Below are 15,549 nucleotides of genomic sequence, written 5' to 3'. Positions count from 1 at the left end.
GGTTTCCGCCGTCCTTTCTTTCGGCCAGACAACGCCTGCCGAGCCTGAAGGCCTCCCGAAACGGAGACCCAGGCCGCTAACGCAAATCTAGCAGTTATAGACGCCGTTGGCGCAGCGTCGGGTTGTGCGTCGGGCGACACCTGCCACGCTGACCGGCGTCAACGGACGGCCGACTCTTGCGACAGCATCCGGAGCAAGCGCGGGGATCGAAAGGGTTGGAATATCCTTCGATAGATCCCCCACGCCCAGCAATGCTGCCCAGACGAGACAAATAATTCCTGCGCGCTTGAAGAGGGTCATTTCTTGTCTCCTACCATGAAGTTTTCTGGCAAATCGCCAAGGCTGTGCTTCATATCGTTCACGTCAATCTTTTCGGCATTGCCTGTGTTCCTGAAGCCGAAATCATCCGATGCGGCAGCATCTCCGGATTTCCAGTCGCTGATCTGAACGCTGTATTCCGGCCCACCTCGGACCTGGCTTGATGTTATGACCAACCTGCAGGGGTATGGCTCTGCGCCGTGAGCGATCCAGATTTGAAAGTCTACATCATCCTTGCGGAAGGCGAGAGAGTCGCACTCGGTCCCGTTGACTACGCCGCTTCCGAGATCTTTCGAGTCATAGACGCCCTTCATCAGTTCGTCATAGGCCGTTGTCATCAGCAGATCCGCCGCCGGCAATGGCAGTCCATACTTGTCCTTCAGCTCGTCTATCAGATTGTCCACCGTGCCGGGGATTTCCACCTGCGTGTATTTGTTCACGTTCTTTCCAAGCAGGGTTAGCGTCTTGCCGTCGAACAAGGCCTCGCTATCGACAAAGCCGCCGGAGCGGGACGTATGTACCTTGTCAGGTCGATTGAGAACCACAGTCCCGGAGCTTGCGAGCCCGAGCTTCTGGTCGCTGTTTGTGATGACCTGGAGATTGGAGTCATAGGAAAATGACATGGCCTTTTGCCCTGCCAGGTAGTCCGTCATGGCCTTCAGCAACTTCTTGGCTTCGGCGGAGTCCGTCGTCCTTACGAGTTCGACCCGACGATTGAGAGCTCTCCCCGCACCACCGTCGTTACTGGCGACAGGCATTGTCTGCCCGACACCGCCTGCCTGCAATCTATCGGCAGCGATCCCACGCTCGACAAGAGCTGCCTTGATGGCTTCCGCACGGGCAATGGAGAGCTGCTGATTGGTTTCCGCATTGCCGCTGGAATCCGTGTGGCCGACAATTCTCAAGCCCCATTCTGGGAAATTCTTGAGCGCTGTGGCAATGTCATCAAGGATCGCTTCCGTGCCCGGTTTGAAGGTCGAGGTGGAGATGCCGAAGCGCAGGCCGTGAACGTCGTAGCGTTCCCGCGTCTCCAGCGCCTGCTGCATCGCGTCTCGGCTATACTTGGTCTCGATATCCTGGGCCTGCGATGCCGTCTTGGCGACTGCTAGCAAGGCCACCGTTGCCAAAATGCCCCCTGCCATACAGCGCTTCCATGCCAAGGGTCGGCGTGGCTGGATTCGAATGTGTTCTTTGGATTCAGTTATCGTTTTCGGTTTGCTTGACATCAGATTGGGTCCTTGTCGCTGATGCGTGAATTTGACAATCAATCAATGCTCAACATCATTCAAAAGCCTCCTTTGGTTGCACTGCAATTCAAGATGTTCCGGGCGGGATCGGTTACCAAAGGCGCTGCTTCGATTGTCCGGAATCGCGCACCTTTACGCTCCGGCAATGATGCCGACGATCACGGTTCCCCAAGTTGTCAAAAGGATGTGACCGATTGGCACGGCCGGCGTATAGCCGAGCACGGCGACCATGCTGCCCGATCGATCCTGAACGGCTGCCATGGCGGCGGTCATCGTCTGGGCTCCAGCAAGCCCGCCAAGCAGCAGGATCGGGTTCATGCCGAGCACGTAACGCCCGAAATAAAGCCCCACGATCATCGGTGTGATGGTCACGACCATTCCGCCAAACAGAAGGCCGATACCCGCCTCCGCGATAGCCGAGAAGAAGATCGGCCCGGCATGCAGGCCGGTCATCGCGACGAAGGCGGCAAGCCCGAGTGCCGTCATCAGCGAGACGGCGGTATCCGGTATGCGGCCAAACAGAGGGAAGCGCGTGCGCAGATGCCCGACTATCAATCCTGCCAGCAGCGTGCCGACGCTGGTGCTCAGGGAAATCCGCATGTCGCCGATCGGAACGGTGACGAGAACACCGACGAGCCCGCCGAGAAAGATTGCAAGCCCGAGGACGAAGAAATCAGTCGTGGTCGCCGGCGCCACGACAATACCGATTCGTTTGCCTGCGGCCGAGACGATCGGCTCCGGGCCGACCACCCGCAGGATGTCGCCACGCTCCACAGTAATACCCGGTGCAATCGGGATATCCTGCCCCCCACGCGTCAGGGCACGCAGATAGAGGCTGCGTGTCCAGCTCTCCGTGGCCACATCCTCGATGCTCCGCCCCTTGATCTCGCGGTTTGTCAGGAGAATATCGGCAACCGACACCGGGATATCGAGAAGCTCACGGTCCTCGACCTCCTCGCTACGCGGTCCAAGGACGGTTACCAGCGCTTCTCGCGTCCCCGACACCGCAACGATATCTCCCGACGTAATGCCCAACATCGGAGCCGCTTCAAGGATCGCGCCGTCGCGTCGAAGACGCTGAACGAAAAGCCTATGCTGGGGGAATGTTGCCTCCGCATGCTGAATTGACATCCCTGCGATAGGCGCGTTTTCCGCGATCCGATAGGCGCGCATTTCGAACCTGTGCCAGGCCGAGGAGACGCCGGCTCGCGTTCGGGTAATCCCATATTCCTTTTCCAGTTTCAGCGCCTCGGCGACCAGGTCGATGCCGAGCAGCTTGGGAGCAACGACACTGCAAAACAGAATGACACCGACCGCACCGAAGACGTAACAAACGGCATCCGCCACCGCGACATGGGCGACGAACGTGGCGCGATCGGCTTCCGGCAATGGCAGGGCATTGATCGCTTCCGTCGCCGTGCCCATGGCCGGGCTCTCGGTCAGGGAACCGGAGAGAAGGCCGGCCGCAAAGCCGGGATCGAGCCCAAGAATCTTGGCAACCAAGATGGCTGTCAAAAGCCCGGTCACGCAGACGACAATTGCGAGAAGCACGGGTTTCATCCCGTCCCGTTTCAAGGCCTGCAGGAACTGCGGACCGACCGAGTAGCCGATCCCGAACAGAAACAGAAGAAACAGAAAGGATTTCGCCATGCCGGCCACCGGCACGTGGGCGAATTGCCCGATCAGAATGCCCGCAAACAGCGAGCCGGTAACAGGACCGAGGCCGAAGCCCCGGAATTTAAAAGTCCCGATCAAGTATCCGATGCTGATCGCAAGGAATACGGCCAGTTCGGGATATTTGACCAGAAATTGCTCGAACCAAAGCATGATCAGACGAACTCCCCCTCACCTCGTATCGAGGCATCCCCACCCCACCACCTGCCGGAACGCTGATGTCGAAACTGGCAAGCCCGAAATTACACCGGTGAAACCAGCAGGCCCCGCGTCATAACGCGGGGTCCGATCGTTGCCGGTTACCGCTTCATCTTGGCTGCGACAGCGTCCGGCTTGACCAGCTTCAGCCCTCTTGCCTTCTCGTAACCGTGGATTTCCTTCACATCGAGCTTGCGCATGAAATCGATTGTCTCCTGCGTCAGCACCTGCCCCGGCACCATGATTGGGAAGCCGGGCGGATAGGGAATGACAAAGTTAGCCGAGACCATCTCGGGCCCTTCTTTCAACCGCCGATCACATTCTTCCCCGATAAGCGGCACATACTCACAGATGGAGGCGTCATAGGCATTGAAGAAGGCGGTCCGCATGTCGCCCTCCGGCGTCGTTTTCCCGGCATCGCCGCGATACACCTCGTGGAAATGGCTGAAATTGGGAAGGTCCGGCACATCGGTCATCAACGATTTGACCCGTGTTGTGAATGCCGTTCGCTCGCCCTCGCCGCCGTCTGCCAGACATTTTTCGATGCCATGGCAGATTTCGACCAGCACGCGAACGAGATGGGCGACATCGCTGCGGGTATTGTTGATATTCGACTGCAAGAGCACGCTGTTGCGCGAGGTCTTGTTGATCTGGATGCCGTATTCGTTGGCCAGCAGTCCCTTGAACTGCGTTCCGTCGAAACCGGCGGTTCCGCAGACCATCGTCATGCGGGTTGGGTCGAGATAGAACTCGTCTTCCCGCATCGCCCTGATCACCGTGGCCCAGGTCGAACCTGGCGCGAGATAGTCCTTGAAGCCCGACTGTCGATAAGCGGCGGGGATCATGTCGTCGGCACCGAGGACACGGAAATATTTTGATATCAGCGGGTGCTCGTTGACCGCCTGGCGGATCTTGAGCGCGATCTCGATCGCATTCATTACCAGACCGTAACCGTCGAGTTCCATCTGCCGGCGGGCGACGTCGAGGCTGGCGATCAACTGCTGGTTCGGGCTGGTCGAGGCATGCGTGAAGACGGCCTCGTGGAACTGGGCTTCCACGGTGTGGAAGTCGACGTCCTTGACGAGCAGCATCGAGCCCTGGCGGATCGCCGACATCGACTTGTGGGTGGAGTTCGTCTGGTAGACGCGCAGGCGGACCAGACGAGGATCGGGGATCAGGTGGGCAGCGAGCAGCACGTCATCCGAAGCACCGTCGCCCAGATCCGCCTGCTGCTTTTCATAGGCCTTGATCGATGCGGGATCGCGCAACCACTCCTCAAGATCAGCTGCGGCACCCATGGCCGTGCGCGGACGCAGGAAGGGCGAGAAGCGAGCAAATCCGGACCATGCCTCATCCCAGAGGAAGATCAGGTCGGGCTTGATGGCGAGGCATTCCTCCATCACGCGGCGGACATTGTACATGTGCCCGTCGAAGGTGCAGTTGGTGAGATCGAGCAGTTTCAGGCGATCGAGACGTCCTTCCGCTCTCAGCGCCAGAAGCGCGCGCTTGATTGTGTCGAGCGGCACCGCGCCGTACATCGAATATTCCGTCATCGGAAAGGCTTCGACGTAATAGGGTTGGGCGCCGGTGAGAACCATGCCGTAATGGTGGGACTTGTGGCAATTGCGATCGACCACGGCGATATCGCCGGGCGCCAGAAGCGCCTGTACTGCCATCTTGTTGGAGGTGGATGTGCCGTTGGTCACGAAAAAGACGTGGTCGGCACCAAAGGCGCGCGCGGCCATCTCCTGCGAGCGCTTGATGGTGCCTGTTGGCTCCAACAGGCTGTCGAGGCCGCCCGTCGTTGCGCTGCTTTCGGCAAGGAACAGGTTCAGCCCGTAGAACTCACCCATGTCGCGGATCCAGTCCGACTTGAAGACCGACTTGCCGCGCGCGATCGGCAAGGCATGAAACGTACCAATGGGCCGGCGCGCATATTTCTTCAAATTGTCGAAGAACGGCGTCTCGAAACGGGCCTGTACGCCTTCCAGAATGGCGAGGTGCAGTTCCAGCGGTTCCTCGACGGCATAGAAGATGCGCCGGACCGCATCCGCTGCTGGATCTCCGGCAAGTTTTTCGACCTGGCGATCTGACAGGAGGTAGATGTCGAGTTCCGGACGGATTCTCTTCAAAGAACGCGCGAGGCGGAGCGCCGAAACATCCGATCCCTCGGTTTCTCCGAGCGGGTCTAGCACCGAGCGCAGCACCGGCGCGTCATGGCGCGAGCGGTAGGGAAAGCCTTCGGCGAGCACCACGGAGATGATGTCCGGGTTCAACGCCGTCGCGCAGAATGCATCTTCGAATGATCCAACAAAGATCGGTTCATAGATGAAACCGTCCTCAGGACGTCGCAGTCTGCGGACTTCGTTAGCCAATGCGGGCCATCGTGCTGCCGGCTGGCTGTTGACGAACAGCACCTCGAAATAAGGCCGGCGGCCCCCCGTTTCCCCCGTTGCCGGCGGCATGATGTCGACCACCTCATCAGCGGACATCACATCGTGGACGTCCCACTCGGCCGGCCGACCCTTGTAGGCATGAGTCAGAAGCCCGTTCGAGATACGCCGCGCCAGCTTCGCGGCTCCGGTGGGATCATTGCTTGCGATACGTTCCTTCAAGGCGTCGAGCAATCGCGCTCCTGGATAGGCGTGGTATTCTTCGGCCGGTCCGGCTCCAGCGAGCGCGGCTTCCAACGCGGATCGTTCGCCGCGGTTGGCGGCCCAGGCGTCGGCCAGGCTGGTGAGTTCACGCCAGTTGTCGGCACGCGCTGAATGTATCATCAGGAACTGATCGATATCGGCGGTCTTGGTCATTGAGTTCTCCCCATTCTGTCTCGATCGAACGTCATCGTAGACGCCGTCCAAATGGTCGGTCTGGATCGGCAGCTTCTCCACCACCGAGCTTTCGGTGCGTGACGTTCCTGATTTCGGAGCTAAGCGAAGCATTTGCGCAAAACTGCCGCGCACCGTTGCGTGGCAGGTACCCGGTGCGGGCGGGATAGGCTGCTCACGGCAGACTCCCGTCCACACCTCGCTAGGTCATCATCATGACAAGGACCATGCCCCAGATCGTCAGCAGGGTGTTGCCGACGGCATAGGTAACGGTGTAGCCAAGGCCGGGGATCTGGCTCTTCGCCCGGTCGTTGATCATCCCAAGCGACGCAGTCGTCGTCCGGGCGCCCGAGCAGGCCCCCAGCAAAATGGCAGGGTGAAAACGGAACACGTATTTGCCGACATACATAGCCAGCACCAGAGGCACTGTCGTTGCGAAAATACCCCACAGGAACAGGCTGAAGCCGAGTTGCTGCAGGCCCGCGACGAAGCCCGGACCGGAAGAAATTCCGACCACCGCAATGAAGATATTGAGGCCGACCGAATTCATGAACCAGACGGTCGGTGACGGGATTCGTCCGAATTTCGGTCGAACGGAGCGCAGCCAGCCAAAGAATAGGCCGGCAATCAGCGCACCACCGGATGTCGACAGCGTGAAGGGCACGTCTCCGACTTTATAGACCAGCGCGCCGATCAACGCGCCGATGGTAATCGCGCCACCGATGAACGCAACATCGGCAACGTCGGTCTGACGGTCAGGTACACCAAGCGCGTTAGCGGCGGCGGTCGTGTCCTGCGTTCTCCCGACAATGGTCAGGACATCGCCGCGATGTATCTGGGTGTTCGGGAGGATCGGAATTTCTGTTGCGGTGGCACCGCGCGCGATCCGGCGCAGAAAAACCCCACGGGCCGTCGGCCATTCCGCCAATTCCGCCAGCGTCTTACCATCGGCCTTCTTGTCTGTGACGAGAACATCGACACCTTCCGTGGGCACTGCGAGTAATTCACGGTCGTCGATTTCCTCTGCCGCATGGCCGATCAGGCTCACCAGCACATCGCGCCGCCCCGCCACGGCAACGATGTCGCCGGCCTGGATCACGGTGTCTGCCGTAGCGTCCTGGATTTTGCTGCCGCGACGGATACGCTCCACAAACACGCGCTGCTCTGGGATCATCGCCTCAGCTTCACGGGCCGTCTTTCCGACAACAAGTCCGTCCTCGCGAACACGGTACGCCCGCAATTCGTAGTGATGCCAGGCCGTGCCGGCTCCACCCATTTCCTTCTTGCCGCCCTTTTCCTCCTCATACCGTTTACATTCGGCTTCGAGGTCGATACCGAGGAGTGCAGGACCGATCAGCGCGAGCACGATGGCCGAACCAACAGTGCCGAAAATGTAGGTGACGGCATAAGCGACGGGCATCGCATCAAGTAGCCGCTTGGCTTCCTCCGGTGGCAAACCGAGACGGTTGATCGCATCTGTCCCAAGGCCCATCGAAGCGGATATCGTCTGCGACCCAGCGTAGAGCCCAAGCGCAGATCCGATGTCATAGCCAGCGAACTTCGCGGCAAGATAAGGCGCCCCCAGGCAAAATAGACACACGACCACCGCGAACAGAGCTTGAGGTATGCCATCCTTGGCGATGCCGCGCACGAACTGCGGCCCCACACCGTAGCCGACGGCGAACAGGAACATCAGAAAGAATGTCGCCTTAAGTGGCGGTGAAATCGTGATTCCGAGCTGTCCGATGACAACAGCCGCGATCAAGGTGGCCGTAACAGCCCCGAGGCCTAAACCTTTGTAGGTGAAGGAACCAAAGTAGTACCCCAGCGCCAGGGACATGAATATCGCAATTTCAGGATAAGTGCGAAGCGTGTTTGCAAGCCAGTCAAACATAGTTTCCCCTATTGCTCAGACTTGGAAATCCAGACGTTAAGATGCACATGGGTAATCAGTGAACGGACGTAGCTAGCTTTACGAGCATACACGCCCACCAATTCGATTCAAGATGGTAATTTCGTGCAAAATAATTATGTAACTTTCTGCATAGCGTCAGGGAGCGAGTCGAATGACTGGCGCGAGCGGCTACCGTCCAGCCGACAACAATGGGCGGCAAAACAGCATTTTGGCCTGCCCTTTGCGCCGAAAGACAGGTCGGTAAAATTCTGTTGCGGTCCTCCATTGTAGCCCCCGTGGCCTCTGAAACCTCACGCGCTTCAGCCCCGGATTTGTGGCGTTATGTCAATAGTACTGGAGATGGCAAATTTCTGGAATCTGCCTGCGATAACGTGATACGCATCCATATGGTGATTGAGAACGGTGGCAGGGATAGACAGGCACTTGTGATGCAGCCCGACATCACTCTGTCACTTGTGACCAACGGTGTTGTTGCCAGATCGCCCTTGAAGTTAACGTTTGCCGAACTTGAACAACGCATGGTCGTCGATTTTCAGTGCTCCGCCGAAAGGATCAGGGCGATATTCAAGCAGGTTGAAGAACATGGATCGTTTCAGCTTGTGGGTACTGCCGCTGCGGAAGTTTATTTGATTGAGAAAATTCTCGCCTCGTGACCCGCAACTAGGCCAAGTGCTCGTCGACTTGAAGGCGCGAGCTATCGAAAACGCGAAATTGCTGAATTGCGTGGGCATTTTCGCTGGCTCTCCCGCGAAGAATACCCCCGTTTCCTAACCAAGGGACTAGCGTTGCTGGGAGTGAGTTGATCCCTATTCCCTCCCGTCCGCAGGAGAATAGAGCACTTGACACATCCTCGGGTTTTTCTGTGACGCCTACTGGATCCGCTCTTCGGGGTAGCCGCAATTTCGCTAGACCTGTCCTCAATGCAACAACGACATTATTCCGCCAGACAATGAATGATAACATCACGGCGATTTTTATCGATGATCGCGTTGCGTTTCAGGGCATCGGCATGATCAGTTCAGCGGTCACCATGCGTGTTTCCGATGATACAAATGCATGTTTTCTTCACGTTCGAATTTCGCCCTCGCCTCTCGCGCCTAAAGATTTGCCCCAGCCTTTCGCAAACCCGATGCAATCGCAACCGCGAGCATTTCATCGTATCGTCTGGCACTCATGATGTCGTCGAAGCGCGCTTCGAAGTCGGGGCTGATTGATCGCAAGTCGGCCAGGCTGTCCGCAGCCTGCGGAGACTTCAGTTCCCCAAGAGAGGCGGCTCTCAGCATTGCGGCCGTCAAGCCACCCTGAATGATCTGCTCGGACAGAAGAGACGCTGACGACCAGTCTTTGCGCCGATAGGCATCTAGCGCAAGAACCAGCGAGGCGTCGCGGGGGATCATGCCGACACTGCGACCCGCGTCGCGTGCAAGCGCGACACCAGCGTCCCAATATCCAGAGACGAACAGGATCAGGCCAAGCTTTGCCGCGGCATCCACATTGTCGGGATTAAGTGTCAGCGCTTTGCGACCCGCAATGATCGCGGAGTCGGTTCGCCCGCTGTAGAATTGAACGGTCATGAGGGCCATCTGCGCACGGTCGGAGAGCGGGGCGAGCTCTTCGGCGCGCCGGGCAAGTCCCAGTGCGTGGTGGGTCACGTCCCTGCTGGGGTGCCCCCCTGCCTGCGCCATCTCGACACGCGAAAGCGCCGCGATGGCGTCGGCATTGGCGGGGTTCGTCGCGAGCGTGCGGTCAAGGCATGCCACGGCCGCGGGCAGATCGTTCAGCCGGGCGTCATTGAGATCATTTTCCGCCTTGAGCACGCATGCGTTGCCGCTGGCATCTTCGGGACTTTCGGTGACTTCAAGCGCACTTATGATGCCTCTCGGGCTCGCAAGCTTTCGCGATAGAAGGCTGACCAACCCAACTCTCGACGTAACGGTCGTGGCACCTGAGGAGTCGATCGCTTCCAGGCCGGAGCTGACCAGACTTCTCGTCCGGGCGTTTATGATCTGCCACCACACACTGTGGTTGCCCCCATCAACGTAGAATTTTAGGTCGATTTTATATGTGTTCCCCAGTCCAGGTCGGAGCGCTTCCGACAGCGACGGCGTCGGCTGCACGATCGACACGTCCAGCGTCTGGAATCTCGTGAGCGCGACGAGGAGCATGTCACGGGTCTGCGTCGCCTCTCCCCAAACCCGCGGATCGGGCGACGCCATTGTCACCACCACGGTCGGCTTGACCGTCATCACAGGCTCTGAAACGAAGCCCCCCACTACAGCTGCACAAACAAGAGCAACCATTACCGCAGCGACCCCTGCTACCTGACGTTGGCGGCGAACGAAAAAGGTAAGCTGCTCAATGGGCTCCTCAGACCATTTCGTATCTGGTGCTCTCCCTTCGCGAGGCATTTCTAGAAGCGATGAATCATTCGCGGCGAGTGTCTGGCCGGTCCGCGTGAACTCGGCGACGTAGTGGCCACCCTTCGGCAATGCTATTGAGACGCAGGTCTCGTCCCCGAAAGCATCGTAATAGTGAAGAAGCGCGGACCGCAGCCTGCTCATCTCGATACGAACGATCGGATCTACCGATGGATCGAAGTTCTCAGGACGTCCGAGGACGTCGATGGCGATCGCGTAGGCCTTAACGCCGTCAGTGTGGCCCTCAAGGCAGCGCTCCGCGAGATACCGCAGGATGCTGCGGCTGCGATTGCTGCCACGGAAGCGGTAGTCGCTACAGACACGGTCCAGTTCTGCTTTTGCCTCGCAGCATGACACGTCGCCCCTTGCCTGGCCCCTGACCGTCATCGGCATCTCCAGTCATATTGTGGAGTATACGTGGGCGGAACTTATCGCAGGTTGTTAAACTTGCGCAATCCTCAAAGTGCGGAATCGTACGGACTGTTGGAGAAGCAGACTTTCAGCCTTTCTGCATTGATGGATAGCCAAGGCAGCACTCGATGATTTCAGCTTCGATCTCGAGGCAGATAGTCTCATACTCGCGCAACAGCGTGTAATCCGTCTCAGCAGGCCTCCTGTGAAGCATGTGCAAGGTGACGCAGGCGTCCTCATAGGCCTCGAAAAGGTCGATTGGCGGCGATCGTCCGGCGGCAAGACCCTGCAGTTTCCCACGCATGGCAGGAAGCTTGAGCATGAGCCGGTGCAGGCCACGTTGGCCTGCACCTGTCGGTGACATCGCTGAACTGTCTCCGCTGTTTTTCATCGACGTTCAGTCCTTGAAGGGGTGCTCGACTTATCTTGTTCACTCATGCAATTTATCAAGAACGTTACGGCAATCTGAACAGTTTCACCCGGAGTGTCTCTGTTCGGTGCAACATGTGGAAAATCTTCACTCCGACGTTCAAAGGCTTGGACATTACGGCGCGACGAAGAGCGTGGCTTGTGATCCACTCGTTTAGCGCACTTTAACTCAATCAGAAGGCGATATTTAATATCACGGATATGCGCGTATAAATAATCTAAAACATGCTATTTTACAAATCCGAAACTAACACGTCCTGGCTGGAGCATCGGCATGCAGTTGAGGCGATTACGCATCATCGTGACCGGAATGGCGGCCGCAGTGGTCGGGGCTGCCATCCCGATCGCAGTCATGGGATGGCTCTCATGGCAAATGGCCCAGGAACGGCAAGTTACGGTCCTGGACGCGATAACCCGGCGCGTTCTTAATCGCGCAGAGCTGACCTTTGCTGAGGCGTATTACGCAATGGATGTCGTTCAGAAGGAACGACTCACGCCGTGCTCGCTGGAGCACATCGCGCGTATGCGGGTCGTGACCGTCAATATCCTGTCCGTCGAGGAGATTGGCTATTTCGAGAATGGGTTTTTAAAGTGCACGTCGTGGGGTCTGGCACCCGCTGGGATTTTAAAGGGCAAGCCCGACTACGTCGGCCGCGACGGATTGGGGATCTCTCTTCAGGTCAACCCTGCAGTAAGCTTGGGAGAAACCATGATTGCGCTTCAGATGGGGAGCTACAACGTCCTGGTTTCGCCGATGCGCTTTGTTGACGCCTTCATCGACAACGGTATTGCGATCGCGCTGATGAGCGAGAGCGGAGACGTGATCAAGACGCGAAACGATCCCGACCCTGGACTCGCGGCTGCACTCTTCAAAAATGGGATCGATCACGGCCTCCACAGTGGCCGTCTGTACACTGTTCTCAAGCGGAACGGCCGAGCCGTCGTCGCCATGGTGTCCGAGGCGGCTGTCCGAGATGAATGGCTTAGACAGATGCGCATATTCATTCCGTTCGGAGCCTTCATGGCGTTGTGCATCGTGGGCATCGTCTTCTGGATGTCGAAGAAGCGTCTGTTGCCAAAAGCCGAGCTTGAACTGGCGGTCCGGAACAGGGAGTTCATCGTTTACTATCAGCCGATCATCGAACTTAAGACCGGGATCTGTTTCGGAGCCGAAGCACTGGTCCGCTGGAAAAGACCGGACGGAACTATGATACGGCCAGACTTGTTTATTCCCATCGCAGAAGAAACAGGGACAATCCTCGCAATCACAGATCAGGTCATCGATTGCGTCATCGCTGACCTTGGAACCCTGCTCGTGAAAGACCGGGCCCTGCACATTGCAATTAACGTCTGTGCGGACGATATGGGAACAGGAAGGATCCTTCGTGTCCTTGATGAAAAGCTTAGTTCGACGGCCATTCGCCGCGAACAGATCTGGCTTGAAGTGACGGAACGCGGTCTCGTTGATATCGATGCCGCGCGGGCGACATTGCTTGACGCGCGAGATTTAGGACACGCGGTTGCGATCGATGACTTCGGCACCGGCTATTCCAGCCTGCAATACCTACAGGGCCTGCCCATGGACGCTCTCAAAATTGACAAGTCTTTCGTGGATACGATTGGCAGGGACACCGCGACCAGTTCCGTTATCCTTCACATCATATCAATGTCTCAGGAGCTCGGTCTCATCACCACCGCCGAAGGCATCGAGACCGAAGAACAAGCGGCGTTTCTTCGGCTAAAGGACGTCGATTTTGCACAGGGCTGGCTCTTTTCCAAGGCTATTCCCTCACAGGATTTCATCCAATTTCACGAAGACAGGAAAGCCAGGTATGGTCCTGCGCGCGAGATCGTTAGGTCCGGAAGCGTTCTCTTTGGAAACAGGTAGCCGCGCCAGCATCTGCATGTTAATCGAGCTGCGCGAGCAGCAGACGAACCGAAACCCTGCGATGAAGTGGCTCATCATGCGTTGTTAGGGTCACCAAGCTTGAAACCTCTATGGCTTAGCGCGGTAGCGGAAGGGCAAAACGGTAGAGTATCGGTTTCGTCTCGCAGTGGCTTGACAGAAGGTCTCGTCCATCTCGTTCGTTCCGACATGATCGCGCGGGCGATCACTATGGCGGCATGGTCCTCAAAATATTCCTCGGACACATTATTGATTGCCGCCTCCGCAGCGATCCAGACATCTTCCGGAAACTCGTTTTTGATCCCCATGACAGTCTCCTGCTTCTGGGTCGTCCCACGTCGTACCAACTGAACGCCGACCGCCACCCGCAGCATCTCTCAAAGCGGCTTGCCGTGATAGTTGGACCAAGGGCTAACACGCCGACGCCAGTGCGCTGCGAAAGATCAATGGCAGTTCTACAGGCATCGGCTTGGCTAACTGACACCATTATCTGGGAATTGTCTTATCGCTGGAGCTTTCAAGCCAAGGCGAAAGGCCTCGAAATTCTGCCACGCCGATGGGTGGTCGAACGAACATTCGCATGGCTAGGTAAATGCCGGACATTAGCAAAAGACGTCGATTGTTATCGCTTCTTGCTGTCGCTTACGAAGATCTAGCAGAAGTATTGACCGCCTAATTGTATTGAGCGCGCAGCAGCGGAGGGACGGCCGCTTATGCTTGCTCAGCCCGTATCGTGTCTGCCAGTGTCACCAATTCGCTCGCTTCACCGTCAAGGCCATAGAACGCATAGGGGTTCAGGAACTGTCGTCCCCAAAAAAGTGCTCGATCCACTTCGCCCAGCGCGGCCTCAGCGCACAAGGCCCGCCAATTATTTGCGATAGTCCGCAGTTGATGGCCGACGATCTCAATCGCCTGAGCCCGGCTCAAATGGAAGTGCGGCGCTGCGTTGAGACAGGTTACGATCCTGCTGCTCCTGTCCTGCTCAACGATCAGCATCGCTTGGCCAACTTCCCCTCCTGCCCGCGGTTGCGGACAAATATCGTAGGCCGGTGTGAGCGTCAGCGACGAGTTGTCCCAAAAAGCAGCGTGATTTCTGGCATGATCGTCGGTGTTGCCAACGAGAATATTGAAGCATAGACGCGAAAACAGCTCTCTCAATGTTTCAGGGACAGCTGTAAAGCGAATGCGTATCGTTTCCGCCAAGTCCTGATAGCTTGCATATCGCGCGTGCATTTCATCGAGCTCAAGCATGGTCAAGGCGGATACCATCGACCGGCGATACCAAGCGTTGCCCGCGTGGACTCGGTCAAAGCGCTGAACAAGCAAGACGTCTTTCCCGGACGCGCGAACGATTTCTACAGGCGCCACGGTAAGTCCCGAAAGAGCTGCCAGGCGCATCGCGATATATTCGCCCTTCACCACGCTATAAGTGTCGGAACTGCTCGAGAATTTCGCAATGAATTTACGTGCATCATCGTCGATTAGGGCTTTTGGCCTCGCCCCACCGATCGAACTGCCGTGATGGAGAGCTTGATCAAGTTTGGGGCTGAGAGGAAGATTTTTCTCAACTCGCTCTGCGGCTGTCAAAAGTTGATCAAGAGTGGCGTGGCCGGTCCCCCGGCCAATATAGTGTGTCGCCGATGCTTGGAAATCGAGCGCCCCAATTCGGTCTGAGCCTGACTCAAGTAAAAATGTCAGTTCATCAAGGTCCAGTCCATTCAACTCGCCGCCTTTCACGCCGAACGCGCGATTAAGAATAACACGACGTCCCCATGCGTCGGGCGACGCGTCGCGAATGGAGCTGGCCATTGAAAGACCATGGAGAGGTCTTATCTCGCCCGTTTCGAGCGGTAATTCCGGGAGATAAAGGGCAACCGAGCTCGGATTTTCGAGATAAGATCGACCATAAACGAAGCTGATTTCGCCATTCGTCACTGCAAGGCGACCGGCCACCACTGGATCGGGGCTTTCTGATCGCCACACCCATACGAACGCTTCTGTTGGCTGCGGCTTTTTAGAAGTCATTGTCGACCGCTGTCTGTTTTCGTGGACGCGCATACTTGGGTAGAAGCGTAAGGCGTTTTTGAAGGTCTTCGTTTCTGAACGTCATACCAGCAAGATCGTCGTCGAAAAGGCGAATGCCGAGAACGGTACATGCCTCAAAGGCAAGGCCCAGCATCGAGGTATAGCGCTCGTAGGTCTGGCT

Annotated in this window: 11 protein-coding genes and 2 pseudogenes; 3 read left to right on the top strand and 10 right to left on the bottom strand. The window is 57.4% G+C overall.

Annotation, left to right across the window (positions count from 1 at the left end):
* Positions 1 to 87: 87 nt before the first annotated feature.
* From ASG68_RS32200 to aspT (ASG68_RS07860), 5 genes are all read right to left on the bottom strand, one after another.
* Positions 88 to 300, bottom strand: a complete 213-nt coding sequence (locus tag ASG68_RS32200) for a hypothetical protein (RefSeq protein ID WP_082478542.1) — start codon at positions 298 to 300, stop codon at positions 88 to 90.
* Positions 297 to 1,460 (bottom strand): DUF2092 domain-containing protein, encoded by a 1,164-nt coding sequence (locus tag ASG68_RS07875; protein ID WP_062603822.1) that lies wholly within the window; start codon positions 1,458 to 1,460, stop codon positions 297 to 299. Before ASG68_RS07875 ends, ASG68_RS32200 begins: the two co-directional genes overlap by 4 nt.
* Before the next feature lie 237 nt (positions 1,461 to 1,697).
* Positions 1,698 to 3,392, bottom strand: a complete 1,695-nt coding sequence (gene aspT, locus ASG68_RS07870; RefSeq protein ID WP_062609237.1) for an aspartate-alanine antiporter — start codon at positions 3,390 to 3,392, stop codon at positions 1,698 to 1,700.
* A 146-nt stretch (positions 3,393 to 3,538) separates the two neighbouring features.
* Positions 3,539 to 6,247 carry a decarboxylase gene (locus tag ASG68_RS07865; RefSeq protein ID WP_062603818.1) on the bottom strand — a complete coding sequence of 903 codons (2,709 nt, stop codon included), beginning with the start codon at positions 6,245 to 6,247 and terminating at the stop codon, positions 3,539 to 3,541.
* 220 nt (positions 6,248 to 6,467) lie between these two features.
* Positions 6,468 to 8,159, bottom strand: a complete 1,692-nt coding sequence (aspT, locus tag ASG68_RS07860) for an aspartate-alanine antiporter (RefSeq protein WP_062603816.1) — start codon at positions 8,157 to 8,159, stop codon at positions 6,468 to 6,470.
* A 209-nt stretch (positions 8,160 to 8,368) separates the two neighbouring features.
* Here aspT (ASG68_RS07860) and ASG68_RS31220 point away from each other — a divergent pair, with 209 nt between their 5' ends.
* On the top strand, positions 8,369 to 8,833 hold the full coding sequence (locus ASG68_RS31220) for a hypothetical protein (protein ID WP_156384829.1): 465 nt from the start codon (positions 8,369 to 8,371) through the stop codon (positions 8,831 to 8,833).
* A gap of 444 nt (positions 8,834 to 9,277) precedes the next feature.
* On the opposite strand, the gene ASG68_RS07850 is transcribed toward ASG68_RS31220, so the two are convergent.
* Together ASG68_RS07850 and ASG68_RS07845 are read right to left on the bottom strand one after the other, a co-directional pair.
* Positions 9,278 to 10,984 (bottom strand): hypothetical protein, encoded by a 1,707-nt coding sequence (locus ASG68_RS07850; RefSeq protein ID WP_062609233.1) that lies wholly within the window; start codon positions 10,982 to 10,984, stop codon positions 9,278 to 9,280.
* 112 nt (positions 10,985 to 11,096) lie between these two features.
* Entirely contained in the window at positions 11,097 to 11,399 is a 303-nt protein-coding gene (locus ASG68_RS07845) for a hypothetical protein (RefSeq protein ID WP_062603810.1), read from the bottom strand.
* Between the two features lie 312 nt (positions 11,400 to 11,711).
* On the opposite strand from ASG68_RS07845, the gene ASG68_RS07840 reads away from it, so the two are divergent.
* Positions 11,712 to 13,325, top strand: coding sequence for an EAL domain-containing protein (locus ASG68_RS07840; protein ID WP_062603808.1), 1,614 nt, complete (start codon positions 11,712 to 11,714; stop codon positions 13,323 to 13,325).
* A 74-nt stretch (positions 13,326 to 13,399) separates the two neighbouring features.
* Here ASG68_RS07840 and ASG68_RS07835 read toward each other — a convergent pair whose 3' ends face one another.
* Entirely contained in the window at positions 13,400 to 13,651 is a 252-nt protein-coding gene (locus tag ASG68_RS07835) for a hypothetical protein (RefSeq protein ID WP_156384828.1), read from the bottom strand.
* 216 nt (positions 13,652 to 13,867) lie between these two features.
* Between ASG68_RS07835 and ASG68_RS31215 the strand changes: the two are divergent.
* A pseudogene (locus tag ASG68_RS31215) lies at positions 13,868 to 13,957 on the top strand (transposase); the annotation flags it as partial.
* A gap of 97 nt (positions 13,958 to 14,054) precedes the next feature.
* Here the strand turns inward: ASG68_RS31215 and ASG68_RS07830 are convergent.
* The gene (locus tag ASG68_RS07830) at positions 14,055 to 15,368 is read right to left on the bottom strand and encodes a type II toxin-antitoxin system HipA family toxin (RefSeq protein WP_062609229.1); all 1,314 of its coding nucleotides are present in this window, start codon (positions 15,366 to 15,368) and stop codon (positions 14,055 to 14,057) included.
* Positions 15,358 to 15,549, bottom strand: a pseudogene (locus ASG68_RS32020) (hypothetical protein); the annotation flags it as partial. The pseudogene ASG68_RS32020 and the gene ASG68_RS07830, both read right to left, overlap by 11 nt.

This window comes from Rhizobium sp. Leaf453 (assembly GCF_001425605.1).
In the GTDB taxonomy this organism is placed as follows: Bacteria; Pseudomonadota; Alphaproteobacteria; order Rhizobiales; family Rhizobiaceae; genus Pararhizobium.
The sequence above is the reverse complement of the archived record's forward strand: the minus strand, read 5'-3'. Positions and strand labels throughout refer to the sequence as shown.